24 protein-coding genes are annotated in these 25327 nt (G+C 44.2%); 15 read left to right on the plus strand and 9 right to left on the minus strand.

Annotation, left to right across the window (positions count from 1 at the left end; all coding sequences use genetic code 11):
• Positions 1-121: 121 nt before the first annotated feature.
• The 4 genes from O9323_RS11425 to hslO form a co-directional block, all read right to left on the minus strand.
• Complete coding sequence (locus O9323_RS11425) at positions 122-1765, minus strand: Ppx/GppA phosphatase family protein (protein WP_288125133.1); 1644 nt, start codon at positions 1763-1765, stop codon at positions 122-124.
• 179 nt (positions 1766-1944) lie between these two features.
• Positions 1945-3156 carry a pentapeptide repeat-containing protein gene (locus tag O9323_RS11430; protein WP_149107872.1) on the minus strand — a complete coding sequence of 404 codons (1212 nt, stop codon included), beginning with the start codon at positions 3154-3156 and terminating at the stop codon, positions 1945-1947.
• A gap of 488 nt (positions 3157-3644) precedes the next feature.
• A complete protein-coding gene (locus O9323_RS11435; protein WP_149107873.1) occupies positions 3645-5600 on the minus strand; it encodes a chromosome segregation ATPase in 1956 nt (651 codons plus the stop codon).
• A gap of 63 nt (positions 5601-5663) precedes the next feature.
• Positions 5664-6578, minus strand: a complete 915-nt coding sequence (gene hslO / locus O9323_RS11440) for an Hsp33 family molecular chaperone HslO (protein ID WP_002752445.1) — start codon at positions 6576-6578, stop codon at positions 5664-5666.
• An 84-nt stretch (positions 6579-6662) separates the two neighbouring features.
• On the opposite strand from hslO, the gene O9323_RS11445 reads away from it, so the two are divergent.
• Positions 6663-7046, plus strand: a complete 384-nt coding sequence (locus tag O9323_RS11445; RefSeq protein WP_002737184.1) for a hypothetical protein — start codon at positions 6663-6665, stop codon at positions 7044-7046.
• Between the two features lie 152 nt (positions 7047-7198).
• On the opposite strand, the gene O9323_RS11450 is transcribed toward O9323_RS11445, so the two are convergent.
• The 3 genes from O9323_RS11450 to O9323_RS11460 all read right to left on the minus strand — a co-directional run bounded on the left by O9323_RS11450 (position 7199) and on the right by O9323_RS11460 (position 9837).
• Entirely contained in the window at positions 7199-7831 is a 633-nt protein-coding gene (locus tag O9323_RS11450; RefSeq protein WP_002752448.1) for a pilus assembly FimT family protein, read from the minus strand.
• Positions 7809-8315 carry a type IV pilus modification PilV family protein gene (locus O9323_RS11455; protein ID WP_002752457.1) on the minus strand — a complete coding sequence of 169 codons (507 nt, stop codon included), beginning with the start codon at positions 8313-8315 and terminating at the stop codon, positions 7809-7811. The genes O9323_RS11450 and O9323_RS11455 overlap by 23 nt, the downstream gene beginning before the upstream one ends.
• Positions 8316-8943: 628 nt before the next feature.
• Positions 8944-9837: a DMT family transporter gene (locus O9323_RS11460; RefSeq protein WP_271935010.1), complete on the minus strand. Its 894-nt coding sequence runs from the start codon at positions 9835-9837 to the stop codon at positions 8944-8946.
• 186 nt (positions 9838-10023) lie between these two features.
• Here O9323_RS11460 and O9323_RS11465 point away from each other — a divergent pair, with 186 nt between their 5' ends.
• Genes O9323_RS11465 through nrtS form a run of 4 tightly spaced genes read left to right on the plus strand, consistent with a single transcriptional unit; the run spans position 10024 to position 12394 of the window.
• Entirely contained in the window at positions 10024-10380 is a 357-nt protein-coding gene (locus tag O9323_RS11465; RefSeq protein ID WP_002752462.1) for a DUF1823 family protein, read from the plus strand.
• A gap of 31 nt (positions 10381-10411) precedes the next feature.
• Positions 10412-11542: a CO2 hydration protein gene (locus tag O9323_RS11470; protein WP_130758239.1), complete on the plus strand. Its 1131-nt coding sequence runs from the start codon at positions 10412-10414 to the stop codon at positions 11540-11542.
• A gap of 54 nt (positions 11543-11596) precedes the next feature.
• Positions 11597-12160 carry a GUN4 domain-containing protein gene (locus O9323_RS11475; RefSeq protein ID WP_288125135.1) on the plus strand — a complete coding sequence of 188 codons (564 nt, stop codon included), beginning with the start codon at positions 11597-11599 and terminating at the stop codon, positions 12158-12160.
• Positions 12161-12163: 3 nt separating this feature from the next.
• A complete protein-coding gene (nrtS, locus tag O9323_RS11480; protein ID WP_193978879.1) occupies positions 12164-12394 on the plus strand; it encodes a nitrate/nitrite transporter NrtS in 231 nt (76 codons plus the stop codon).
• Between the two features lie 436 nt (positions 12395-12830).
• Here nrtS and O9323_RS11485 read toward each other — a convergent pair whose 3' ends face one another.
• Both O9323_RS11485 and O9323_RS11490 read right to left on the minus strand, forming a co-directional pair.
• On the minus strand, positions 12831-14090 hold the full coding sequence (locus O9323_RS11485; protein WP_288125136.1) for an L-lactate MFS transporter: 1260 nt from the start codon (positions 14088-14090) through the stop codon (positions 12831-12833).
• A 167-nt stretch (positions 14091-14257) separates the two neighbouring features.
• Positions 14258-14857, minus strand: coding sequence for a peroxiredoxin (locus O9323_RS11490; RefSeq protein ID WP_002752469.1), 600 nt, complete (start codon positions 14855-14857; stop codon positions 14258-14260).
• A 416-nt stretch (positions 14858-15273) separates the two neighbouring features.
• Here O9323_RS11490 and O9323_RS11495 point away from each other — a divergent pair, with 416 nt between their 5' ends.
• From O9323_RS11495 to O9323_RS11540, 10 genes are all read left to right on the plus strand, one after another.
• Positions 15274-15747, plus strand: coding sequence for a helix-turn-helix domain-containing protein (locus O9323_RS11495; RefSeq protein ID WP_002737347.1), 474 nt, complete (start codon positions 15274-15276; stop codon positions 15745-15747).
• Positions 15748-15754: 7 nt separating this feature from the next.
• Positions 15755-18373 carry an ABC transporter transmembrane domain-containing protein gene (locus tag O9323_RS11500; protein WP_288125137.1) on the plus strand — a complete coding sequence of 873 codons (2619 nt, stop codon included), beginning with the start codon at positions 15755-15757 and terminating at the stop codon, positions 18371-18373.
• Positions 18374-18375: 2 nt separating this feature from the next.
• Entirely contained in the window at positions 18376-19830 is a 1455-nt protein-coding gene (locus O9323_RS11505) for a beta-barrel domain-containing protein (RefSeq protein WP_002735232.1), read from the plus strand.
• Between the two features lie 18 nt (positions 19831-19848).
• On the plus strand, positions 19849-20583 hold the full coding sequence (locus O9323_RS11510) for a peptidylprolyl isomerase (RefSeq protein WP_288125138.1): 735 nt from the start codon (positions 19849-19851) through the stop codon (positions 20581-20583).
• 57 nt (positions 20584-20640) lie between these two features.
• Complete coding sequence (locus O9323_RS11515) at positions 20641-20838, plus strand: type II toxin-antitoxin system MqsA family antitoxin (RefSeq protein ID WP_002752476.1); 198 nt, start codon at positions 20641-20643, stop codon at positions 20836-20838.
• Positions 20839-21650: 812 nt separating this feature from the next.
• Complete coding sequence (locus O9323_RS11520; RefSeq protein ID WP_288125139.1) at positions 21651-21806, plus strand: hypothetical protein; 156 nt, start codon at positions 21651-21653, stop codon at positions 21804-21806.
• Positions 21807-22449: 643 nt separating this feature from the next.
• Positions 22450-23805 (plus strand): tetratricopeptide repeat protein, encoded by a 1356-nt coding sequence (locus tag O9323_RS11525; RefSeq protein ID WP_002752481.1) that lies wholly within the window; start codon positions 22450-22452, stop codon positions 23803-23805.
• 263 nt (positions 23806-24068) lie between these two features.
• Positions 24069-24416 (plus strand): hypothetical protein, encoded by a 348-nt coding sequence (locus O9323_RS11530; protein WP_002752485.1) that lies wholly within the window; start codon positions 24069-24071, stop codon positions 24414-24416.
• On the plus strand, positions 24413-24655 hold the full coding sequence (locus tag O9323_RS11535; protein WP_002737863.1) for a hypothetical protein: 243 nt from the start codon (positions 24413-24415) through the stop codon (positions 24653-24655). The genes O9323_RS11530 and O9323_RS11535 overlap by 4 nt, the downstream gene beginning before the upstream one ends.
• Positions 24656-25003: 348 nt before the next feature.
• Entirely contained in the window at positions 25004-25186 is a 183-nt protein-coding gene (locus O9323_RS11540) for a biotin/lipoyl-binding protein (RefSeq protein WP_002752487.1), read from the plus strand.
• Positions 25187-25327: the final 141 nt, after the last annotated feature.

Here is a 25327-nt window from a genome sequence, read left to right on the forward strand (position 1 = left end):
TGCTTGACTATCAACAAAAATTATCAATTTGCCACGGTCGATAATCTTGACCTAGAATAACGGGTAACAAGTCTCGAAAATTCCAATCTTGCCGATTTCAAGCTACTCATCGCTCATGATTTCAGGGTAAAAATGCCAAAGTTGCCACTACTTTCACCCCAAATTCTTCCTCAAAAACGGGTTTTTTATAGTCTAAACTCCACAATTCTAAAGCACAATCATCTTCAGCATTATTAGGAAAAAGATGCAGATGTAGGGTTCTATATTCGGGATCGTACTTACATTCAATCTTTTTAATCGCTCCTATTTGTCGTCGATCTAAAGCCACGGCCAAGCGCAGTATAGCACTTAGATGTCTGACCATATACTGATAGTATTCCGTTAATTTCATAAAATCATCGTGTCTTTTCTTCGGCTTACTTTTACGGTGATAACGAGCGATATTAGCGATAACTTCTAACTCTATTTCTGTATAGCCCAACAGTTCACCATTGCGAATTAAATAATAGGAATGTTTATGATGGGCAGCATGACTAACATATAAACCACTATTATGTAAAATTGCCGCCGCCCATAATAGATCTTTAGCCTCCTGATTCCAAGAATGTAATTGTGCTTGGGTTTGCTCGAACAAAGACAAGGAAAATGTCGCTATTCTCTCGGCCGATTCTAAATTAACTTGATACTTTTTCGCTATTTTCAAGACACTGCGCTGACGGATTTCACTCTGATAAAGTAACCGATTATCAATTAAACCGTGGGTCAGCATCCAATCGACGATTACCCCTTCTCGCAGGGCCCTTTCACAGAGAACTAACTTATCAACATCTAACATGGTCATCGCTTCCAAAAGCACGATCGAACCAGCTAGAATTATCTCGGCCCGTTTATCGGACATCCCCAGAATTGCCAGTCTTTGGTGATAGTCCAAACTGGCGAAACGTTTAACCAATTCTCTGACATCTTTGCGGGTTAATTGATAGCCATTTAAAGGATTGGGAATTAACCCCAATTTCTCCAAAGCATGGATAGTCATCAAAGTTTCGATCGTCCCAGAAGTTCCCACTAAACGCGGCACTTCTCCCACCTGTAAATGATGTTTAATTTCCTCTACTGCCCGCTCCAACATTCCCCTGGTGTATGCCCTTAAATAGGCTAATTCTGTGGTACTAATGGGATCGGTGGTGATCAAATCTTGGGTCAAACGCACCGCGCCGATTTTGGTACTACTAAGAAAGCGAATTTCTTGGCTATCGGCTAAGATTAATTCCGTGGAACCGCCACCAATATCGATAATAATATGGGCTTGATTTTGGAAATCCATTCCCGAGACGACACCGAGATAAATCCGGCGCGCTTCCTCCTGTCCAGAGATGAGATTTACAGAAATACCGACTTCTTTCTCGATTAAAGCCAAAAATTCGTCACCGTTGGCTGCTTCCCGGGTGGCGCTGGTGGCCACGGCGATAATCTGATCCGCATGGAGACTAATAGCCAGATCGTGACAGCGTTTTAAAGCCGCGATCGCTCTTTCCATGGCCGCTAGGGTTAATTTACCAGTTTTCCTATCTCGATCGCCCAGACGGACTGTATCCTTTTCTCTGGCAATAATCGTAAAAGCGGGTAAAGACGGTTCAATTGTCACTACTACCATGTGAACCGAATTCGTACCAATATCGATCGCCGCTAGGATTTGGACATCGGAGGCTTTTGCCTGGGGCGCTAGTCCCCGATTGGGTATAACTTGATTAGAAATATTCACCATCGCTTATCAGTGATCAGTTACCAGTCGGGGGATAGGGGTTAGGGAAAAGGGCAAATAACCTTATTTGGCATCGGGATGTAACTCCGCCGCCTCTGACACCCGATCGATCGGGGTTGGTCTTATTATCCCTCTAATTGCCCGCCTCGGCGCCGCAATTTTAGCTTTGTATAGCAGTTATCTTATTCTTCAATATACAATTTTCGCTGCTCCAGGGCCAATTGCCGGAATTCCCCCTCCCCAAATTCTCCCTCCCTGGGACGGCGCTCTCGATCGCACTCGACTAAATAGATATAATCACAATCAACCCCTTCTAAATTGGTATTTTCGGCGATTTTCCAAGCTTCGATACAAGCACCCGTCAAGGTGGCTCCCTGTAAATTGGCTCTCATCACGTTACTATGGGCTAAATTTGCCCCTTCTAGATTAGCGTAGGCTAAATTTGCCTCGCTGAAATTTGCCCTAGTCAGGTTGGCATTTTTGAAGTTAAACCCGTAAAGATTCAGTCCGCGAAAATTATAGCCAATATAAGCTTTATTTTCCCCTTGACCAGTAACCAGAAGATTTCTCATCGCAACTTCGTCCAGAATTGTCTTTTCCCAGCGCGCTCGCTCGATGCCCGATACCAGATAAAATCGAGTTCTAGTTAAATCTTTTGCCCTTAAATCAGTGGCTTTTAACTGCGCTCCCGTGAAATCGGCTTCTTGCAGATTTGCGCCGCAAAAATTTGTACCTTTACTGGCTAAAAAAGCAATTGCTATCGATTTCGTGATTGTTTGTCTCGATTCTTCTAGGGACAACCAGGCCAGATAAGCGGTGAATAAAGTACCACAAACCCCAACAATCAAAGCTATAGAAAAAGTTCCATTCATCACGGCTATTCCAGCTAATGCTCCCTGAAAAGCCAAGATAATTACTGTCAATAAAGTTAAAATTAAGCTGATGAAAATTGCTAGGATAAAACTTGTTGATTGACCAGAAATCAAGGATAAAACTAAGGGTAATCCCCCAACTCGCTGACGATAAAATCTTACATAAATTAGGGATAAAATCGTGATTATCACCGCACCAATGATTTTAAATTGGCTTACATCCGTCACCAGCATTAAAGCTAGATAATAACCAGCTAATCCCCACACAAAGCCGCAGAAAGCCGCTATTAACCAAGAAATTAAAATTAATTGTAGCCGACCGCGCTTTAGTAATCCTGCCCTGGTCTCGGTAAATTTAGTTCCCTCTAAAATAGCTTCTTGAAAATTAGTACCACGCAGATCTGCTTGACTAAAATTAGCCCCCGATAAATTCTGTCCGCGAAAACACTGTCCTTTTAATTTTACTCCTTTAAAATTGCGTTTCCCTTTGGCATATAAATCCAGTACCTCACTTGCTTTCATAAGACCTCTTACAGAAATCAAAAATCGTTTTTAGGGTTAGGAGTCAGTAGCCAGTAGTCAGGAGAATTAAGAATGAATAATAATCAATTAAATGGTCTATTTAAAGATTTTGTGTTATTTAATCCTTATTATTGCCGTTTTTGAACCATCAAAAATTAATTATGCAGGAGGTTTATAGAAATTACGGATATCTGTTTTTTGCTTGATTAATTAATTTAATTCATAACACCTATTATCTTTTAAAAATTGGCTTTGGTTATTTGTTGGCTATACTAAATCCGTTGAGTATAGGCTAAATATCATCAGGATAGGCAGGGGACAAGAGAAGGAATAGATAATCAGTCTTTAATAACCGGATTTAGGATAATACAGGTATTTGGCTCCCTTATTCTTTGTGTGATAAGTTTAACTTATATAGTAGCGATCGATCTTTGTGTCCTTTGTGTCTCTGTGGTTCGCTACACTCACTGCCCCAAGACTGTATCAATTTATTGACCCGGACTTGGTGTTTCTATCGGGGACTCTGGAGAAAGGGGAGTCGATTCAACTATTGGTGGTGGGGCCGGCGGTTGGAGAATATTGCGCCAGCCTTGCATTTGGGAGCGAGCCGAACTGTAGGCGGTACTTTCCCGGGATACGGATTCAGCAAGGCGAATAGCTTCCAGATAACGGCCATTATTAGCTTGGTCCGTGGCTAAAGACAAAAGCTGATAACTCCAACGTTCCAGCAATTCAGTCCGTTGCACACCTGCGTCGGTTTGAGTGGAAATATTGGTAACTAAAGCAATCGCTCGGGTTAAACCCTCTGCGCTTCCCGTCGCCGCTAATTGATTAGCCTGTTGGAGATTTTGACGGGCCCGCAACTCTCGGCGCCAACGACGGATATTTTGGGAAGCTTCCGAGGAAAGAGTGCGACCGGGGGGAATTTGATTGGCAGTTTCGATCGCTGTGCTATAGTCTTTGAGATTGGCCAAAGCTTGAGCCTGATCTAAAATGGGTTGATCCTCCATGCGTTCAATCCGCGCTTGCCAGTCGCGAATTTCCCGTTGAGCATCTCGGTATAAGGCCCGATTCTTGCCAATAGCCCGGGCCTGAATAATAGCACTACTGAGGGAATTAATATCGCCGGGGATAGCGATTTCCCGCGCCCGTTCTAAAATCGGCCGGTCTTCAATCACTTGTATTTGACGATTCCAAGAGCCAATTTCCTGCTGTGCTTGCGACCAGAGGGGATTATTACGGGGGACCTCTCCCGCTTTCGCGATAGCGGCGCTATACTGCTCGATTGTACCTGCTTGTGCTAAATCTCTAGCCTCGGACAGTATTTTTAGATCCTGTACCTGTAATTGCCAGCGCTCCTTCATAGCTAGGGCCGTTTGATGGAGGGGTCGAGAAGCGTCAATTTGTTCTAGTCCCAGTATGCCGGCTTCTAATCCGTCCACCGTGCCAGTTTCCGCATCTAAGGCCGCTTCCGACAAGAGAGACCAATCGGTGACATCTGCTTTAATTTTGAGGTCTTTGGGGGTTTGGTTAGCCAAATCCCGGAGAGCTTGCCATTGCTTCCGCTCAATTAATCTTTCGGCGTATTCTTTTAGTTTATCCTCGGTTTTCGCGATTAATTTTTGTGCCTCCTCATAGGCATAACTGCTGGCTGGAATTTTTCTAGCTTCTTCGATGACTTTGAACCAATTGTTGAGACCGCCCCGGGCAAAGAGATTAAAGGCATTATCTAATTTACTGCTATCTTCCCGGGCGACGGTAATTTTAGCGATCGCTTCATTATACTTAACCGTTGCCCAATATTCGTTATTTAAGTTCAATAAATCCACTGCCAGACGGAAAGATTGATTCCAGTTGGAAGCGCGGAGATTTTCCTCTAGTTTGCTTAATATCTCGTTGCCTTCCGTCCAAGTTTCTTGCCACTTAGCGATTCTTTCTTCAATAATTGCCGCTACTGCCATATTATTGGGGATTTGACGAGCTTTAGCGATTGCCTGCTTTAAATTTCCCGCTTGATAGTCTTTTTCGGCCAAATTCAGTATATCTCGCGCCCATTCTTCCACCTGTTGATTGACTTGCGATCGCAAGGGATGGTCATCGGGTAAAGCTTCCACCAGGGCAATGGCTTCGAGTAAACCTGCCACGGTGCGACTATCGGCGGAAAGTTGAGCGCAGTAGAGACGCAGGGAGGCAGAAGCGATAGGCCAGAAGATTTTTGGGCAATTGGGCGACTTCTGCATATTTAATAACTGCCAAGTGGCGAGAAAGCCAACACCGCCAAAGACCACCACAAATAAAGCCGCCCAAACTTTCCAAGTGAAACGATGCTGGTATCGAGACCAAAAGAGAAAAAGAAAAGACTTAGTTTTCTCTGGCCAACGAGTCAGGGGGTCAATCGATTCTCGTTTGACTAGATTTTCGGTTAATTCTTTTCCTTTAGACATTCACAACTCCCCAGCAGATATTTTAGATAGATTTTACCCTAATGGCGCTCATTGCCCAACTTCTCAGCAAGATTCAGCCTGTAGAGACTCGACTAATTCGATTAATTGTCTCTCGTTGGCATTATACACTTCCCGACAAAACTCACAGACGGCTTCCGCTTGTTTATCTTTTTCGATGATGTCTTTTAATTCATCGACCCCGAGGAATTTTAAAGCTCCTAGGGCCCGTTCAAAAGAACAATCACAATCAAAACGCAGCAACTGCACAGCCGGAAAAATTTCTAGACCCATATCTCCGAGAAGTTCCTGAAAAATATCTTCTAGTCCTTTTCCTGCGCGTAAAAGAGGCGTAAATCCCGTTAATTTTCGCAATCTCGACTCTAAACGAGCCACTAAGACCTCATCCCGGGCTGCTTCTTTAGAGAGAACTTGTAATAAAATTCCCCCGGCTGCCGTTACTCCTGTGGTTGTACCGACAAAAACCCCCACTTGCAAAGCGGAGGGAATTTGTTCCGATTGGTCTAGATAGTAGGCGATATCTTCCCCCACTTCCCCAGAAACTATCTCGACGATGCTTTCTTGAAGTTCATTTCTCCCCTCGCCTTTTTCTTCGCGTAAGACTCGCACATAACCCTTGTTACCCACCGCGCGACCCACATCTAATTTACCCTTAGCATTGGGGAGTAATTCCACCTGGGGATAGTCCACATAACCGCGCACCGTGCCATCGAGTCCAGCATCAACCAAAACACCGCCCAGGGGACCATCGCCTTTAATGCGAATATTGATCCTAGAACCGGGTTTTTTTAAACTGGAAGCCAAGAGTAAAGCCGATGCCATCGTGCGACCGAGAGCAGCGCTGGCTACGTTAGATAATTGATGTCTTTGGCGAGCTTCTTCGGTTAAACGGGTGGTAATCACTCCTACTACTCTAATTCCCCCATCGGCGGCCGTGGCGCGGATTAATTTATCTGCCATACTACTTACTGTTATCCTTGGAAAACGCTGTCCCGATTTTTAGTTATTCTTTAACTAACTTAACAAAAATTATCAGACAATCATATGTTCGGCAATTTTCAACAAAGTCAGCTGCGTATCGAAATCTCGGCCAGTGAACAGGCTATCGGGGATAGTTTGCTCAAAACTGCTCATCTCCGTCAATGGCTGTGGCCGCAAATGCTCTCACCCAATCTACCCGATAAATTAGAGGAAGGTTTGACTTTTACCTCTTGGTTAGGTTTAATCCCCGTACAACATCAGGTTTTATTGGCCAATGACCAGTGTTTACGCTTGCTTTTGAGTCAAGGTATCGATGGCTATCACGAATGGTATTGGGGCGATGGTTGGTTACAATCGCGGTTAGAAGGCATTTCCCTCCTTCCCCTCAATCTCGGTCAAACTCTCAGTTTATTGAAATTACGACTATTTCTGAGCAATCAAAAGTAATGAGTAATCAGTAAACAGTGAACAGCAATCAGTGAACAGTAATCAGTAAACTAAAAACTCACACCTGATAACTCACATTTGGTAACGGATAACTGATAACTCACACCTGATAACTGATAACTGATAACTGATAACTGATAACTGATTAGGGTTCAGTTCGTTCCATCGAGACGGATTTGACAATTACTGGCATCGAGGTTACTTAGAGAAGTTCCAGTATAAGTGCCTTGTTTAACTATTCCTAGCATAGAAGCGATAACTAGACATTTTTTTTCTTGGTTGGGATAGGGATCGGCGGTGGCATCGGCGGCGGGATATAATACGATTATCGCTTGGTTTGCCCGCGGAACAAAGGTTAACCCCGGCACATGACCCCGAAAGGAAAACTGTACCCCCGGACTCTCGCCTAGGAAGGGAAAATTCGTCACCATAAATATTCCCTGTGGCAGATTTAGGGAACCCGCATTAGCATTAGCCGCTACTAAACAACCAGGGTCAGGATTGGAGTCCTTATCTAAAGCAGTTATTCTCGAGTAAACCGTGGGATTATTGCTAGTCCCGTTGGTAAAATTAATCCTGCAAATTCTCCCTAGACGGATGGCTTGTCTTTGGGCATCCTCTAGAGCTAATTGTATAGCATCGGTGGCTTGTTGGACTTCATTTCTATTCAACCAAGCTGATAAATTAGGTCCAGTTAAGGCGGCAAGAATTCCCGTAATTGCCAAAGCTACCAAAATTTCTAACAGGGTAAAACCCTGATTTTTATGGACATTCAAACGACGCATTGGGAATCACCTCGACAGAACTTTTAGCAATAACATTTTCTTGGTTGGGGTAATCGTCAGCAGTTTGATCATCAGCTAATCTCACTTCATACTCTATACGGAGACGATGGGGATTAGTCGAAGTAATATTAAAAGTCTGATAGAGAGAATAGTTTTTACGGACAAATGATCTTGTCCCTACTAATTGTTCCTGCAGTGGATTGGTGGGGGGGAGAGTAGCCGTTAGTTCTCTTCTTAAAGCTGTGGCATAACCCTGACTGATATTTGTACATACATCTGGGGTGATGTAGGGGTTGGGAGGACTGGAGTTCACATCTAAAGTCGAAGCTAAAAATTTGACATCCTCAAAATCTTCTTGAATCCAAAAGTTAGCTTGAGCCTGTCTTTCTGACCGAACTTTATATAAGGCAGTGAACGCCATTAACTGTAAGGTTCCTGTTAAGAAAGCGGTAATAGTAAAAATGGCAATCATCACTTCTAACATCGAGAAACCCGACTCGGATGATGACAGTTTTGACTGTATTCCCTTTCCTTTTAATTTCACTTTTCAAACCCCCGTTTTTCCTGAAAACTACTGACTTTTTTATATCTCAACTACAGATTACGCAAATGATCGGATATTTCTAACTTTAGTCAGGGAATTAATTCCCCAAAAACCCTATTTTTCAATTGAGTCAGATTGTCTAAGTAGCTGATTATAATTAAATTAAAGATAGATTCTGGGTTCGACCTCCCCTTAATCCCCCCTTGATAAGGGGAGTGCTGATCCCCCCTTAATCCCCCCTTGGATAAGGGGGTGCTGATCCCCCCTTAATCCCCCCTTGATAAGGGGGTGCTGATCCCCCCTTAATCCCCCCTTGATAAGGGGGTGCTGATCCCCCCCTTAATCCCCCCTTGATAAGGGGGTGCTGATCCCCCCTTAATCCCCCCTTGATAAGGGGGTGCTGATCCCCCCTTAATCCCCCCTTGATAAGGGGGGCATCCGCAAGTTTTTAAGATCTACCTACTTAAACTCTCATTCAGTTAGCATTGTACACTAATCTAGTCTGTGTCTGTGGTTACAATCGGCGATCGAGATCGCACTTAACCAGTAATTTAGATACACTAACAGCTTATCCGCCTAAAATAGCAATGCCTACGCCGATTAATAGAATTAATCCGCCATAAATGACTTCTTGGGCTGGTATTTCACCAAAAATGAACACTCCTAACAGACTAGCGGCGATTGGCTCTAATAAAATTACCATGGTTACTATTGTCGGTGCTACCCATCGCAAAGCCCAGTTAAAGCTAGTATGACCGATTAATTGCGGAAAAATCGCCATCATTAACACATAAACATACACGGATAGGGGATAGCTTTCGTAATCTTGACCAAATAAAAAAATAGAAGGTAATAAGGCTAATCCTGCGGTAGTGTAGGCTACAGTTATATAATTCTTAATATTTAAGCCCTTTCTTTGTGCTTCCCGTCCGAGGAGAATATAACCACTGACGAGAATTGCCCCAATTAAAGCCAAGCTATTGCCCAATAAAGGGTTAGGATAAGAACTACTCACATCTCGATCGGCTAAAACAATCAATAATCCCCCCGTTAAAGCCACAAAAATGCCGATAAAGGTTAATTTAGTCGGTTTTTCTCGAAACCACCACCAACCCAACAGGGAAACCCAGAGGGGATTAGTAGTGACTAAAGTGGTGGAAGCGGCGATCGAGGTGTAGGATAGAGAAGTAATCCAAGTAGCAAAATGGAGAGCTAAACAAAATCCTGCCCCCACTGCGTAATAATAGGCTTGAACAGGGACTTTTTGGCGTGATAAGGTCAACCAGTTCGGAATTAGGACAACAGAAGCCAATATCAGACGAGAAGTCGCTAGAAATAAACTAAATGCGATCGTAGCATTACCTACTGCTTCGATCGCTAACCGGATAAAAATTGCCGATGCAGAAACCGACACCACACCGATAGTTAAGATAAAAATAATTTTGGCGTTAGAAGGAGGCAAAATAGGCTAGGTTAGGCGCAAAGATAAATGATGTTATTCAACAGTTATTTTAACCGTAGGCAGTAACCGGTCGTCGGGAGATAGGAGTCAGGAGATAGGAGATTATTTTATTTATTCTCCCCACACCCCACTTCCCCACATCCCCACACCCCACACCCCACACCCCATCACCCATTTACTTGATCTATGGAACTACCAGAATTAAATATAGAGATAATTTGGGCGATTATTAACGATGAAATTGACGACGAAACCGTTAATAAATTGGTTTGGCAAAGTTTAGGTTATCGCTACGATGAAAGTCAAGGAAAATGGGATAATAGTCAAGTAGAGGAAGATTGGCGACGGGAATATCCCGAACCCCCGGATTTTATTGCCAATCGTCCCCCAACAGTAAAATTAACTCGATCGATCTTGCCAGAAAATAAACAATTATTAAAAGATAAATTGGGGTTTACCGGTTATAAAATTGGCGAATTCAATCCCCGCATGACTCGCCGTGCCACCGCCGCTAATTGGTTGTGCTTTTATGGGTTAAAATAGATCAGGAAAGTTATTTTATCAAGCTTCTAGCATGGTTACTATCCCTGTCAAGTCCTCCTCTCATCCCCTAGCATCCTATATTGAGCGTCTCACTGCTGGGGAAGCATTGTTAAAAGATACTCCCCAGAATTTGATCGAGGTAGTGGGTATCCTGAAAAGTTACGGAGTGGTGTTAGATGCTTATTCCAAAAATTTAATTTATATTGCGGAAAATCAGTTTTTGGTTTTTTTCCCTTTCTTTAAATATTTTAATGGTCAAGTATCTTGGCAGAAATTACTACAACACTGGTGGCATAATCGCATTAATTTTGAGTATGCTGAATACTGTATGAAAGCCATGTTTTGGCATGGTGGGGGTGGTTTAGATACTTATGTAGATAGTGCCGCTTTTCGGGAAGTGACAGCCAAAGTTATTCAAGCCAAATTTAGGAATAATCCCCTAGTTCTAATTTTAAATAAAGTCTTTCCTGAATTTTTGCCAGAACAAATGCGGATGATGGCCTACTATAGCGGTTTAGGTCAATTTTGGCGAATTATGGCCGATACTTTTTTAAGTTTATCCGATCTCTACGATGTCGGAAAAATTACCAATATTCCCGAAGTGGTGGCACACATTAAGAAAAATTTAGTCGATAATGCTAGTCAAGCAATTGTCTATCAGGTAAAAATCAAAGGACAAACCTATGATCTGATCCCCAAATCGGCAGGATTAACCTTTCTTGCAGATACGGCAATCCCCTACGTTGAGGCGGTTTTCTTTCGCGGAACACCTTTTCCCGGTACAATTTCCTATAATGCCCAAGCCTATCAAATTCCCTACGATCAAGGAATGTTTGCCTATGGTGCTTTGTATGCGGATCCTTTACCCATCGGAGGTGCAGGGATTCCTCCCACACTATTAATGCAGGATATGCGTCACTTTTTGCCAGATTATCTGCACGACATTTATAAAAAGAGTTTTCGTCAAGAGGAAGATTTATTAGTCCAGATCTGCGAAACTTTTCAAAAGTCGATGTTTTGTGTGACAACGGCAGCCATTCAAGGATTAGCACCTTACCCTTTAACTACCACAGATTTAAAAGAACAAAAAGCCAATCGCATCTATCTAGAAGCATGGATGAATCGCTTTGTCAAGTCAAGATTAGAAGCGGTAAATCAATAATTATTTTGCCGATAAATCGGTAATTTTTGCAGTCAACAAACCTCCCTTACATTTATGTCAGATATTAACGTCCAACTTCAGGATATTTTAGCTCAATTGCAATCTTTAACCGAACGGGTTGCCCTCATCGAAGCGCGGCAGATGTTAGTACCAGACATCGAGCGCTATGGTAAATTACAGCAATTACTAGCTGAGGGGAACTTTAGGGAGGCAGACGCAGAAACTCTCCGAGTTATCCTCGAAACTGCCGGCAGAACCCGCGATACTTTAACCCCAGAGGATATGATGCGGTTTCCCGTTAATGTGATTCGGGTACTCGATCGCCTTTGGAAAAATTATAGCGGCGATCATTTCGGTTTTAGCAATCAGGTGAAGTTATATTTTGCCGCCGGCGGTAGTATTAACACCCTGCGTACCCAAGACGCAGAAACGATTAAAAAATTTGGGGAATTGGTGGGATGGCGCGACAAAGAGCAGTGGCGTATCGATGATTATGATCACTGGGATTTTAGTCTAGCAGCTCCAGAAGGCTGTTTTCCCGCTCTCTGGTGGAAGTCTCCCTACGGGTTAAAAATGGTGACTTTTTGTTTTACTCGCCTGATAGAGTGCGATTTATAGGCAATGAAAGGAATTATCGGCTATTTTCGGGCTTTATTGTCCCCCCAATTTGCCCCCACTGGGATAAAAGTGGCTGTAGTAGTGGGGACAATTTTATTGACAATTAACCACGGTTATGCTATAATAAGCGGTCGTATGACAAGCGATCGCTGGCTGGCGGCATTACTGACTTATCTAGTTCCCTATCTGGTCAATGTTCATGGGCAGTATAGCAGTTATCTCATGAAACCTTAAATTTAGAATTGCTGGGGTGCATCTCATATTTGGGACTTTCTCTCACCTATTGGTGAGCAGTAGAAGTTATTAAAAGAGGGCGAATGCAATTCGCCCCTACAATAATATTAGGGACTTGCGTGGGAATAATATCCCAGCCAGAAAATCGCTCTGTAGAAGAATCAGACCAGCCCTAAATGGCCCATTATCAAAGTGCAAGTCTCTCATTAGAGATTTTCATCGATCACTGAGCCTAAAAATAGACATTTGGGTGCCGGTTTCTTGCGCCCCTACAGTAACGGATTTTGTCCACAATGTAGGGGCGAACTGCGTTCGCCCAAAAGGTACATTATCAAAGCGCAAGTCCCTTATTTACCCATCTGATTCTTCTTCCGTTTTCGAGTCTTTTAAACTATAAAATAGCAGCAGTATCTACTCTAGGGTAAGATTAACTCCCTTAGCTAGGATTTGATAGCTGCGATCGCTCTCTTTTCAGTAAGGCACTCGCGAGAAAAATGCCCAGTATTGCCAATACAGCCATAGCATAAAAAGCATAAGTGTAAGTACCGAACCAATCGCGAATTCTACCGGTTACTAAAGTTCCGATCAAAGCACCAACACCGTAGGCAGTAAAAACAATACCGTAATTTTGGGCGTAGTGGTCAGGATTAAAGAAGTGGAGAGTGGTAGCGGGAGCTAGGGCCAACCATCCCCCTAAACAGAACCAAAATAGACAAAAAGCCACTAGATAGCTAGTAACCGCCCCTTTTTCAGCCTTGACCATCAACAGACAACCGATCAAAATGAGTGTATAGGCCCCGATCGCTAAATAATGGGGTTTCCAGCGATCGCTTAACCAACCGAACAAAGGACGACTAATACCATTAAACAAGGCAAATAGCGCAACACTACTAGCGGCTAACCCCGGCTCGATCTGGATAATTTCCTCAGCGACGGGACTAGAAATACCGATAGCACTCAAGCCAATTAAAGCACCAATGGCATAGCAAAGCCATAAGCCATAAAATGAGCGACTTTTCAGCATATTCACTGGATAATTAGCCTGAAAGTCGGATTTTCGATTAGCTAAATTGGCGGGAGGTTGCCAGTCTTGAGGGGGTAACTTCATTGTGATCGCAATAATTACAATAATTATTGTAAAGATAATCCCCAAAAATCTTAAACTTGGTCTAACGCTATATTCATTGATTAATCGATTGGCTAAAGGTGCGGTAATCAGGGGAGAAAGGCCAAATCCGATGATAGTTAAACCCACCGCTAAACCTTTTTTGTCGGGAAACCAGCGTGCCACCACTGCCATGGGAACACCGTAAGCGATGCCGACTCCTGTGCCGGCAATGACTCCGTAGGTCAGAATAATTGTCTGGATCTGAGCGGCAAAACTAGCGAGAATATAGCCTAAACCGACGATAATTCCGCCGATAGCGGTCATCCTGCGAGTACCTACCCGGGGGATAAAAAAACCAGCGATTGGCATAGAAGCGGCATAAAACACTAGGGCCACAGTGTAGGGTAGTAAGCTTTCCGTGGCGCTGAGATTTAACTCTGTTTCTAGGGGTTTTCTAAAGATACTCCAAGAGTACACCGTCCCTAAACAGAGTAAAACGCCCATTCCTAGAGGTATTAATAACCATCTACCTTTGGCTGCGGGTAATCCCAAAACTGTCAACTCGGAATCATAATTACTGGTAGTCATAGATTGCCGTGACTCTTTCTAGACTTGCTGGCCAGTATTCTAGATGAGGTCATGGCTAATAGGGCCAATTTTCCAGAAAATTTTCCGATTAAAATGGGGGGTGAAATAATTCACCCCCTTAAAAGTCTCTCCCCATCTATAGCTGAGGGACTTCTGACGAACTTTAACTAAACTGCTGCGAAGTAAACCTTCGACTTCACAGGATCGGGAACCATGGTAGCATCGCCTTCTTGCCAACCGGCGGGACAAACTTCATCCGGATGGGATTGGACGTATTGAATCGCTTTCAGAGTGCGGAGGGTTTCATCGACACTGCGACCAAAGGAAAGATTATTAATAGTAGCGTGTTGGATAACACCTTCTTTATCGATGATAAAGAGACCACGCAGGGATACCCCCGCATCAGGATCAAGAACATTGTAAGCGGTGCTGATTTCTTTTTTCAGATCCGACACCAAAGGATAGGCCACATCCCCCACACCGCCGGATTTTCTCTCGGTTTGAATCCATGCGAGGTGAGCAAATTCGCTATCGACGGACACCCCTAAAATCTCGGTGTTGATACTGCTAAATTCGCTAACTCGATCGCTGAAAGCGGTAATTTCCGTGGGGCAAACAAAGGTAAAATCGAGGGGATAGAAGAATAAAACGACGTATTTACCCCGATAATCCGATAATTTGATGGTTTTGAACTCTTGATCGAAAACGGCGGTCGCGGTGAAATCCGGCGCCGCTTGTCCGACTCTTAAGCAACCTTCGGCGGTCATACTCTTAATCTCCTTAATCTAGTTTCTGGGAAAATGCAACTATTTTTACATTCCTTAACAACTATATCATAGTCATAACGATTTTGAGTAGTCAGCAATCAGTGATCAGTTATCAGTTATCAGTTATCAGTGGCTAGTGGGGAGATAGGGAGATAGGGAGATAGGGAGATGGGGTGGTCACTGCGTGTGCGTTGCGGGGGGTGATGGGGGTTAGGTGTTAGAGAGGTTTGATCGGGGGAGAGCAAAAGAATTTAATAGACTGCATAATTTTCACTTTCGCAGCCACAATAATAATTTAAGGACAGCGAAAGAGATCGTCACCCGGGGAAGTCAGCCCATTGTACAACTTAGTACATCTTTCTTGCCTCAACGCTCCGACCTGCTGCTGTCTGCTTTTACTTATAGTTGCAAAGGCTATGTCAACGTCATCAAGCACCGGTAAATATCTATCCCCATCCCAACGTCAGCAACTTCTCGAAATCTTAACAGAACCAAATATCCCCGATATCGATCGCAAACGGATTCAAATCATTCTTTTCGCTGACGAGGGCAAATCCCCGGGCGAGATCCGTAAGCTTCTCGATTGTACTGCCGCCACCGCTAGTAAATGGATACTGATCGCCGAGAGTGGCAAGATCGATCACTGGCAGAAATACCGCCGCGGTCGCCCTTCCAAAGTTGATCAATTTTACCTCGATCGCCTGAGAGAACTGATTAGTAAATCCCCCCGGGATTTCGGCTATTCCTTTAACCGATGGTCGGGAGTTTGGTTAGCGCAGCATCTAGAGAAAGAATTCGGGGTCGCGCTCACCCCCACCCACGTCAATCGCCTCCGCAAACAGCTACAGCCGATCCGCATCATCGATCTTTCTCCTTCAGCCAAAGCTTAAAACAACTATGCTCGATACTCACAGCCTCGTCAATCCCTGGCCAGAATTCCTGTCCGAAACCCAGTGGCGGAGTCTCCAGAAAACGGCGATCACCCTCTCTCCCGAAGCGGGTACTTTGTCCCTACAGCCCGGATTATATCTAGTCGTTCGCGGCAAAGTTCGCATAGCGAACTCGCAGCAAAAAGAGATGATCGCGCTCAAAACCGACGAATTTTTTGGAGAATTCACCCTCTTTCCCCGATCGGGTTTTCTGCCCTACTCGGTTCGAGTCTCGGTGAAGGCGGAACTACTTCTTATCCCCGAGTCCGCCCTGAGGCCGATCCTGAAAAAACACCCCGCCCTGAAAAAAACATTACTGCAACGGGCGCGGGAAATTGAGCAACTTCTTGGGACGAAGACAGAAGAAACGGACAAAAAAAGCGATCGAGCCTATTTTCCCTCTCCGGCGCAGCGGTTAGGTCACTGGATCGGGCAATCCCTCCGCCGTTATCCCTTCTTCGAGCAACAGTCCGCCTCCGATTGCGGGGCGGCCGGTTTAGTCATGATCGCCCGTTATTGGGGCAAAAGAATCAGCGTCAACCGTTTGCGGGAAATGGCCAACGTCAACCGCGACGGGGCATCCCTGTCGGGACTGATCACCGCGGCGGAAAATATCGGCCTCTCCACCCGTCCGGTAAAAGCGACTCTAGAGGGATTAGGGAAACAGCCCCTACCGGCGATCGCTCACTGGGAAGGCAAACACTTCGTTGTTATCTGGAAAATTACCCCCAAACAGGTGATTATTGGCGATCCAGCGATCGGGCAATTAACCCTAAGTCGTGCCGAATTCGCCAGTAAATGGACGGGATTCACCCTGCTGCTCCAACCGAACCAGAAATTCCAGGACACGAAAGAGGATAAAACCTCTCTCTGGCAGTTTTATCGCTTACTGGAACCCCATTGGTTCGTGCTGCTGGAAATTTTCGTCGCCTCGCTTTTTATCCAGATATTCGGCTTAATTACGCCGATTTTCACCCAGTTAATCCTCGATCGAGTAATCGTCCAGGGGTCCTTAACTACCCTTTGGGCGATGGGGATCGGTGCGCTAATTTTCGGGGTTTTTCGGGTAGCAATTACCGGTTTACGCGCCTATCTCCTCGATCACACCGCTAATCGTATCGATACGGCATTAATCACCGGTTTTATCCGCCATACCCTCAGCCTTCCCCTCGGTTATTTCGAGTCCCGCTATGTGGGCGATATTATTTCCCGCATCGGGGAAAATCGCAAGATTCAGCGTTTTCTCTCTGGGGAAGCTCTCTCGATTTTACTTGACTTATTAACGGTTTTCGTGTATGTGGCGGTGATGTTCCGCTATAGCTGGCAATTAGCCCTCATCAGTTTGGCGATCGTGCCACCGTTCTTTTTCCTTGCGTTAATTTCTACCCCTTTTCTCCAGCGAATATCCCGGGATATTTTTCAGGCGATCGCTAAAGAAAGCAGTTACCTGATCGAGATTTTAACCGGTATTCGTACCGTCAAATCTACCGCCACAGAGCGCTCAACCCGTTGGCACTGGGAAGACCTTTTCTCGGTGGAGGTCAAGAAAAATTTCTCCGGGCAGATCATCGGCAATAATCTCCAGATATTCAGTAATCTGATCGAATCTTTAGCGACGACGGGGTTACTCTGTTTCGGTGCCTATCTAGTGATTCAAAATCAATTATCGATCGGACAATTGATCGCCTTTAATATGCTTTTTGCCCAGATCATCGCGCCTTTTCAACGCTTAACCGTTCTCTGGACGCAATTTCAAGAAGTCAATATCGCCGTCGAGCGCATTAACGATGTACTAGACGCAAAGCCGGAGGAGAATTTAGAGGAACTTTCCCGTCAGTTTCTCCCAGAATTACAGGGACATATTCGCTTTGAAAATGTCACCTTTCGCTACCACACCGACAGCGATCAGAATGTTTTAGAAAACCTCAGTTTTGAAATTTTACCCGGTCAAACCGTTGCCATCGTCGGTCGGAGCGGTTCGGGAAAAACCACGATCTCGAAATTACTGATCGGCCTCTATCCCCCCACCGATGGGAAGATATCGATCGACGGTTACGATCTGAGTACGATCGCCCTCAGTTCCCTCCGGCAACAGGTGGGAGTCGTCGATCAGGATACCTTTCTCTTCGGTTCCACGATTCGGGAAAATATCAGTTTAGGTCATCCCGATCACCCCCTAGAAAATGTGGTGGTCGCGGCGAAATTAGCGGGAATTCATGACTTTATTCAATCACTGCCGATGGGGTACGAAACCCAGATCGGCGAGGGTGGAGGGCTACTTTCTGGGGGACAGAGACAACGGATCGCCATCGCTCGATCGTTGATGGGAGAGCCGCGGTTATTAATCCTCGATGAAGCCACTTCCCACCTCGATACCGAATCGGAACGGATTATTCAAACAAATCTCCAGAAAATTCGGCAGAATCGCACCATGGTGATTATCGCCCATCGCCTCTCTACGGTGCGGAACGCAGATTGTATTCTCGTTCTCGATCGAGGGGTATTAGTCGATAGTGGAACCCACGAAGAATTAATGGCCAGACCTGGAATTTACCGTAATTTGAATTCTAATCAATTGAGTGAATAACTATGACAACCAATCTAGACAGAGAGCGCGATAACTGGTCTTTCCATACCAAAGAATTGATCGATACTTTACCCCTACCCTGGACGCGTGGTTTACTCTATTTTCTGATTATTTTCGTCTCGATCATTCTCCCCTGGGCGATATTCTCAAAAGTCGATGAAACCGGTGTCGGACCAGGAAAACTGGAACCCCAAGGAGAAACAGTCAAAATCGATGCTATCGCGACGGGAAAAGTGGAAAAAATCTATGTCCGTGAAGGCCAAGAGGTGAAAGCAGGACAACCGATTTTAACCCTAGATTCCTCATTAATCGGCAAGGAAATACAACAAATTGAGGAGAAAATAGAAGGACAAAAAAGCCGTCTTTCCCAACAGAAACTTGTCAAAAGTCAGTTAGAGATTTCTTTAACCACCCAAAGCCAACAAAATCGCGCGGCAGCAGCGGAAAAAGAAGCCTCGATCGAACAAGCGCGGGAGAATGTGGACGCATTAATCAAGAAGGCCAAAATATCCCTAGAAGAACAACAAGCGCGAGTCAATCAAGCGAAAACCGCCCTCGCACAAAGTCAGACCGATTATCCGATTCTCAAAAGTCGTTATGAAACGGCTTTAAAAGAAGTCGATCGCTACCGAAAAGCGTGGGAGGATGGCGCGATATCGGAGGTGCAATTCATCGAGCGCGAGGACAATGCCAAGGAGCGCCAACAACTCTACGAGCGGGGAAAAGCGGAGGTAAAAGAAAATCAACATAAACTAGCGGAATTAAAAAGTGCCTACCGTCAGACGAGTCAACAAACGAGCGCCGATATCGCCCAAGCGCGTCTGCAATTACAGGAGCGGCAGCGGGGTTATCAAAGTCTCCGCCATTCCAACGAGTTGGCACTCTTAAGGATACAGGAGCAGATTAACAATCTAGACACGGAGATCGCAACACTGGCATCGGAAATCGCCCAAAGCGAGAGCCAACGGCAAGCGCTCCAAATCCAACTAAGTCAGAGGGTTTTAAAGGCGAATACCGACGGCACAATCTTTTCATTACCGATTAAACGCGCGGGTGCGGTGGTGCAGTCGGGAACGCGGGTTGCGGAGATAGCACCGAAAGGCTCCCGGTTTATTCTCAAGGCAGAAATGCCCACGGATCAAAGTCAATTTCTCCGCGCCGGTATGCCGATAAAAGTCAAGTTCGATGCCTATCCTTTTCAGGATTACGGCATTATCGGCGGCAAGATCACCAAGAAATCACCGACGGCGATCGAGAAGGAAACGCCCAACGGAAAAATTAACGTTTTCGAGCTAGAAATTCAACTCGATCGCTCCTGTATTCAAAAGGGAAATCAATGTATTCCCCTCAATCCGGGAGATACGGCTACCGCAGAAGCGATCGTCCGTCAGCGTCGGGTGATCGATTACATCCTCGATCCCTTTAAGGATCTACAAAAAGATGGGTTAAAACTGTAGTTTTTTTCAGGAGTCATTATGTCCCATAGTATCACCATCAGCAATCAAGACCTTATCCAACAGCTTAAGCTATCGGGGAAAGTTCCCGAAATAGTCGAGGGAATTATCGGTCGGAAAATCATCACCGAAACCGCCACGGCAGCGGGGATTAAAAACACGACTGACGAGTTACAACAGGCGGCCGATCAATTCCGTCTCGCCAATGAATTACATAACGCCAAAGATACATGGAATTGGTTGGAAAAACAGGGCTTATCCCTAGATGATTTCGAGGAGATCGTTCAATTCAATTTACTATCGGGTAAATTAGCCGAACATCTTTTCGCAGACAAAATTGAATCCTATTTTGTGGAACACCAGCTAGATTATACTGGCGCGGTGATCTATGAGGTAGTGTTAGCAGATCAGGCGATGGCGGAGGAGTTGTATGAATCAATTCAGGAGGAGGAAATCAGCTTTCAGGAAGTAGCGCATCGCTATATCGAGGATGTGGAATTACGACGCAAGGGGGGTTATCGCGGTACTGTTTACCGTAAGGATTTACGACCGAATCTTTCGTCCGCAATTTTCGCATCGGATTCTTCTCGATTGTTGAAACCGCTGCAAGGCGATCGGGGTTTTCACCTGATTTTTGTCGAGGAAATCCTTAAACCAAAATTAACCGAGGAGTTGGCTCTGAAAATCGGTGTTGATTTGTTTAACGGTTGGGTAAAGGAGAAGATTCAGGAAATAAAATACGAGTTAAGTAATTAATTGTGGACGGGGTGGGTAATACTCACCCCGCAAACGTAGCAAGTGAAGATAAGAACTATGGAATGTGTGATCTGTAAATATGGTACGACTCGATCGGGTTTTGTTACCGTTACTTTAGAGAGAGATAATTGTATCGTGATTTTAAAACAAGTCCCTGCGGATATCTGTCAGAATTGCGGGGAGTATTATCTAAGCGAGTCGGTCACTGCGGAAGTTTTACAGAAGGCTGATCGCCTATTTTGTAGGTTGGGTTGAAGCATGAAACCCAACATCATCCCCCTATTATTCTTCATGTTTTGTGTTGGGTTGCACTTCGTTTAACCCAACCTACGGATTATTTTACTATAAAATTAATACAATATGGATTAATAAAATACCAATAATCCGATTATTCTTGAGTGAGCTTATTCAGCATAAAAACCAACAAAGCGATTTTTAATACATACACTTTTAAAAATTCCTGAATCTATTCATTAACAGAATTCCCAGTTAATAAAAAAAATAAATAGTGCTTGCTGAATAATGATAAAACCCTTTTAAAATAAGGCTTTTGACCTGTTAAAGTCTGATGTTAGTGCTGCGAAAATAGGATTGTGACCTTCAAAAACTTGGCATTATCCTTCTTGTGGTACGCAAGCTAGTACAAAAAAGGAGGGCAACAAAGCCTGAAACGACCGACGACCGGCTACTGAATCCTGACTCCTAACCCCATCAACAAACTTTTTCAGCAAACCCTAAATAACTCAATTCAGTTAGCTTGGTTGGTTCTCTTTGCTTCCAACAAGACAAGTTCAGAGTTTTTTGTACATAAATTACTTATTTTTGTTTCTTTAAATAGCTTGGAAGCCCGTTGTTTAATCGGTTTTGATGATGTTTTCGCAAAAAACAGTCTTTCAAAAAGAACATAAATAACTCAATTATCTTTTTTTTGTTCGATTTTGATAGTTGATCTGATGTTGAAAAATTGTTATTGTTTTCTTGAATCAATAATTTGATTCATTCATTTAGCGAAAATTTGGAGAATACATCTCATGGCTAACATCAAAATCAACGAGCTCAAAAACACGGTGACTGACGAAATTATCGAGTTTCGCACCGATGCCGCTAACGACAGTCCAGAAAGTATCACCGCTTTTAAAACCTTACGTCAAGTTGCGGGCGGTGCTGCTGCTGCCAAATGGACTGTCAAATGGAAGGTCGCAGTAAGTGGTCCACTATTATAAGTACCTACGGTCCGTGGATAATGTGCCATTTTAGGGCTTGTCTGATTCTTCTACAGAGCAATTGTCTGGCCGGGATATTATTCCTACGCAAGTCTCCAAGAGGTAGAATTGCGCATTGTTTGCGATTCTATTACTCAATCCAAGCCTTTGGGGGTTCTACCCCCCCCTGAACGCTGGAGAGCATTAGCTTTTTAATGAGATGCTCACACGCGATTGTTCAGATGTTTGTATTAATTTAACTGATACGGCGGTTCCTCTATCCATCTGACACAGACAACTTCTTATTGGATAAGCCTTTCGGCGTGGAGAATGTACCAGACTAATCCTGAATCCGCCGTAATTACTCGGCAGTGGGGATTTCTGTAATATTGAGATGCACCCAAGTCAAATCAGCTACTAATTTATAAAATACCGGCTCTTCTAGGTTCTGTGTGATAAGTTTAACTTACATAGGATCGATCAATCTTTGTGTCCTTTGTGTCTTTGTGGTTCGTTCCACCCCCTCGCTAGGAGGAATGTATCTTAGAATACATTTTACCCACTAAATCCAAGAGAGCCAAATACCGAAGTCTTCGGGATTTTATGCAGATGTTAGCTATCGTGAAAACACTAACGGGTACAAATTGCATTATTGAGAGTATGTATGTTGTCTTTAAACGATCTTCCCATTCCTTGGAGCCATCGTCCTTATTTCGATCTTAGTCCCTATCAATCTGGTGCTTGGCATATTCAGGGAATTGACTATAGTTATCGAAGCCTTGTCTCCGAAGTAGGAGGTTTCGATACACCATCAGAGTCCCCAGTTTCTCTCGTTCACTCTGCTTCTTTTCGAGAGCAACTGATTCGAGAGACCGGTCTTTTTCAATACCCAATTAACGATCCTCTCGCCCTCCCCGATGAGTTGAGAACCGAACGTTGGAGAGTTCTTTGCGAGCATTTAGAGCATTATCGTGAGCTTTCACCCGCTACTCAAGTGAAAACGGTCGATCTATTATCGAGTTTATGCTTTCATGAAGCGATTACTCGCTATATTCCCGCAATTAGCGATGAAAACATTGGCAGAGACCCCACGTTCGCTAGATTGGCTTACAGCCTGGCGATGTCTAAAATCCTTTGTCAAGAAGATATTGGTACATCAGAAAATCTCGAAGATTTTCAACGAATCTTTCAATACGCTTCTAAAGAAAGCCTGGTGGCTTTCGGGGCGGCCGTAGAATTAATCGTTTTGCAGGCTACTGCCTTTCAAGATATAGCGGCGGTCGCCCATTGGCGAGAAGTAGCCAAGGAGGCACTCCATCACGTCGAACCTTCCCTCGATCGTTTCGATTTTAAACATTTAACCAGTGTTTTCAAGCGTGCGGCTGTTTTCGCTCCACTTCTGCGGGGTGAACGAGAAACGGTTGTCCGTGAAATGGATATCTGTCAATCCCTGGCGGAAGAACTAACTCGCGAGTGTAAAAACGAGAGCGAACGACTTTCCGCCTACGACACTCTCATAACGGTTCTCGAGAGCCGAACAAAAGAAGCTCTCTGGTTAGGCGATATCGATCTCGCCGAAGAGAGATCGAAGAAAATGGTGGCGATGGAACCTCTTTACTCTCGTTATCGCCTGCAACTGGGGGAAATTTTACTGAAACAAAATAAATTTGAAGAAGCGGCGAAAATCTATCGTTCTGCCACTAGACTCGGCCCACCTGGAATGGCGATCGCTTGGTTTATGGCCGGCCAATGTCACGAACGATTAGGAGAGATAGACATCGCCTGTGATTGCTATCTAGCTTCCCTACAGATGGATGAATTAGCTATCTCCGCCGTCGAGAAAATTAACAAATTGGCCCCCCGGCTAGGTAACTCGATGCTGACCGATTGGAGTACCATGCGTCTAGAACAATTACGGGAACAACAGGGAGGTATGGTCTCTAAAACGAAAACTTCCTATATTCCTGAAGCCGCTTCTGCACTGAAATTAGCGGGTGAACGCGAACTCTCTCAAATTTAACTCAAGGCGATCGCCGATCTGGTAGGTTGGGTTGACGCAAGGAAACCCAACAATTCCCCTAAAACTTACCGAAAACTCAATTAGGCAAAATCGTCTTACCACAGAAGTGATGCAAGAAACTCAGATAGAGTTTGTTCGCTCCTATATTGATGCGGGTGAGTGTGGACTGACCCTGCTAAATAGACCTCTCCAATAATTGTCAAAATAAGAGATGAAGCCCTGACTAAGAGCTTATCAAAAATCTTTTCTGGAGAGGTATAATAGTGAAGAATCAACAGTTGGTAGCCACTAAGGCTGTTGATAAAGTGGATGATGTGACTAATGTGAATGACCCATATAATATTGCCAAACAAGGGGGTAAGCACTCTGGATTCTATAACGAATATGCCAAAAAGCCAGACTCTCAAATCCGAAAAGGAATTGAATCTATAAACAAGCAAATTTCTGAACATCAAAAAAAGATTGAAGCTCCCCAAAAATTTATACCTGATTTTGATAATCTTGATCCTAGACAGCAAAAAGCTCTTCCCGATAAATGGCAAAGTGGCATAAATCGGCAGAGCGAGCAAAAGACTATACTAGAAGGCCTACTCAAGGAGAGAGGGCTATGAACACAGAATCTGTTAACTTTATCAAAGATCATGCACTTATTCTCAAAGAAAAGTACAATGAATCCCTCGCAAAAATTAACGAAGCTGACATAAAAGGAGAGGACTCTTCTTTCTATAAAGGACAAAGCCTTGCTTATTATGATGCTCTTGATTTGATCAAGTCTCAGGTAGAAGCATTTGGTTACAACTCGAAGGAAGTCAACCTGGTTGTTCCTGAATTTGGCAAACAAGCAACTTAGCTATTAAGGTATCAGGTGCGATGCCGAAGGCATACGCCTATCTTGCAAGGTTGGATTGACAACGGAAACCCAACATCATCTCCCTATTCAGGGTGAGAGCATCTCAAACGCTATTGACAATTGGCCAATTTTGTGATCCGCATGGGCATTTCAAGTGATACCAGTCAATCAGAATAGTTACGAAATCGACCCATTTGGTCAATTTTTGCTTAACAATTGAGATGGCCAATTCTCCTCAAATATGCCTGAATCGCTCTCTGGGTAAGCAACTCACATAAAGTTCATTTTGTCAAGGATTGTTAAGATGCGCTTACCCTGGTCAAACTCGACGCAATCACCGCAGGAGAAGTGGAAAAAATCTATGTCCGTGAAGGCCAAGAGGTGAAAGCAGGACAACCGATTTTAACCCTAGATTCTCTATTAATCGGCAAGGAAATACAACAAATCGAGGAGAGAATAGAAGGACAAAAAAGCCGTCTTTCCCAACAGAAACTTGTCAAAAGTCAGTTAGAGATTTCGGTAATGATTTGATAGTAGTGGCGTAGCCCTCTTGCTTACCTGGTATGAATTGTGTAAAATATTTATTAATAAAAATAATTGGAACCCGATCAGTCTTTAAACCTCTAGCTTGATCATGACTTTTCTGATAAATATCTTTTTCTGGCTCCTGTC

The sequence above is a fragment of the Microcystis sp. LE19-131.1A genome (genome assembly GCF_027532015.1).
GTDB lineage: Bacteria > Cyanobacteriota > Cyanobacteriia > Cyanobacteriales > Microcystaceae > Microcystis > Microcystis ichthyoblabe_A.

Bases quoted from the DNA above. Each gene is read 5' to 3' on its own strand.
- O9323_RS11425 (WP_288125133.1), bottom strand. From the start codon at position 1,765: ATGGTGAATATTTCTAATCAAGTTATACCCAATCGGGGACTAGCGCCC.
- O9323_RS11430 (WP_149107872.1), bottom strand. From the start codon at position 3,156: ATGAAAGCAAGTGAGGTACTGGATTTATATGCCAAAGGGAAACGCAAT.
- O9323_RS11435 (WP_149107873.1), bottom strand. From the start codon at position 5,600: ATGTCTAAAGGAAAAGAATTAACCGAAAATCTAGTCAAACGAGAATCG.
- hslO (WP_002752445.1), bottom strand. From the start codon at position 6,578: ATGGCAGATAAATTAATCCGCGCCACGGCCGCCGATGGGGGAATTAGA.
- O9323_RS11445 (WP_002737184.1), top strand. From the start codon at position 6,663: ATGTTCGGCAATTTTCAACAAAGTCAGCTGCGTATCGAAATCTCGGCC.
- O9323_RS11450 (WP_002752448.1), bottom strand. From the start codon at position 7,831: ATGCGTCGTTTGAATGTCCATAAAAATCAGGGTTTTACCCTGTTAGAA.
- O9323_RS11455 (WP_002752457.1), bottom strand. From the start codon at position 8,315: ATGTTAGAAGTGATGATTGCCATTTTTACTATTACCGCTTTCTTAACA.
- O9323_RS11465 (WP_002752462.1), top strand. From the start codon at position 10,024: ATGGAACTACCAGAATTAAATATAGAGATAATTTGGGCGATTATTAAC.
- O9323_RS11470 (WP_130758239.1), top strand. From the start codon at position 10,412: ATGGTTACTATCCCTGTCAAGTCCTCCTCTCATCCCCTAGCATCCTAT.
- O9323_RS11475 (WP_288125135.1), top strand. From the start codon at position 11,597: ATGTCAGATATTAACGTCCAACTTCAGGATATTTTAGCTCAATTGCAA.
- nrtS (WP_193978879.1), top strand. From the start codon at position 12,164: ATGAAAGGAATTATCGGCTATTTTCGGGCTTTATTGTCCCCCCAATTT.
- O9323_RS11485 (WP_288125136.1), bottom strand. From the start codon at position 14,090: ATGACTACCAGTAATTATGATTCCGAGTTGACAGTTTTGGGATTACCC.
- O9323_RS11490 (WP_002752469.1), bottom strand. From the start codon at position 14,857: ATGACCGCCGAAGGTTGCTTAAGAGTCGGACAAGCGGCGCCGGATTTC.
- O9323_RS11495 (WP_002737347.1), top strand. From the start codon at position 15,274: ATGTCAACGTCATCAAGCACCGGTAAATATCTATCCCCATCCCAACGT.
- O9323_RS11500 (WP_288125137.1), top strand. From the start codon at position 15,755: ATGCTCGATACTCACAGCCTCGTCAATCCCTGGCCAGAATTCCTGTCC.
- O9323_RS11505 (WP_002735232.1), top strand. From the start codon at position 18,376: ATGACAACCAATCTAGACAGAGAGCGCGATAACTGGTCTTTCCATACC.
- O9323_RS11510 (WP_288125138.1), top strand. From the start codon at position 19,849: ATGTCCCATAGTATCACCATCAGCAATCAAGACCTTATCCAACAGCTT.
- O9323_RS11515 (WP_002752476.1), top strand. From the start codon at position 20,641: ATGGAATGTGTGATCTGTAAATATGGTACGACTCGATCGGGTTTTGTT.
- O9323_RS11525 (WP_002752481.1), top strand. From the start codon at position 22,450: ATGTTGTCTTTAAACGATCTTCCCATTCCTTGGAGCCATCGTCCTTAT.
- O9323_RS11535 (WP_002737863.1), top strand. From the start codon at position 24,413: ATGAACACAGAATCTGTTAACTTTATCAAAGATCATGCACTTATTCTC.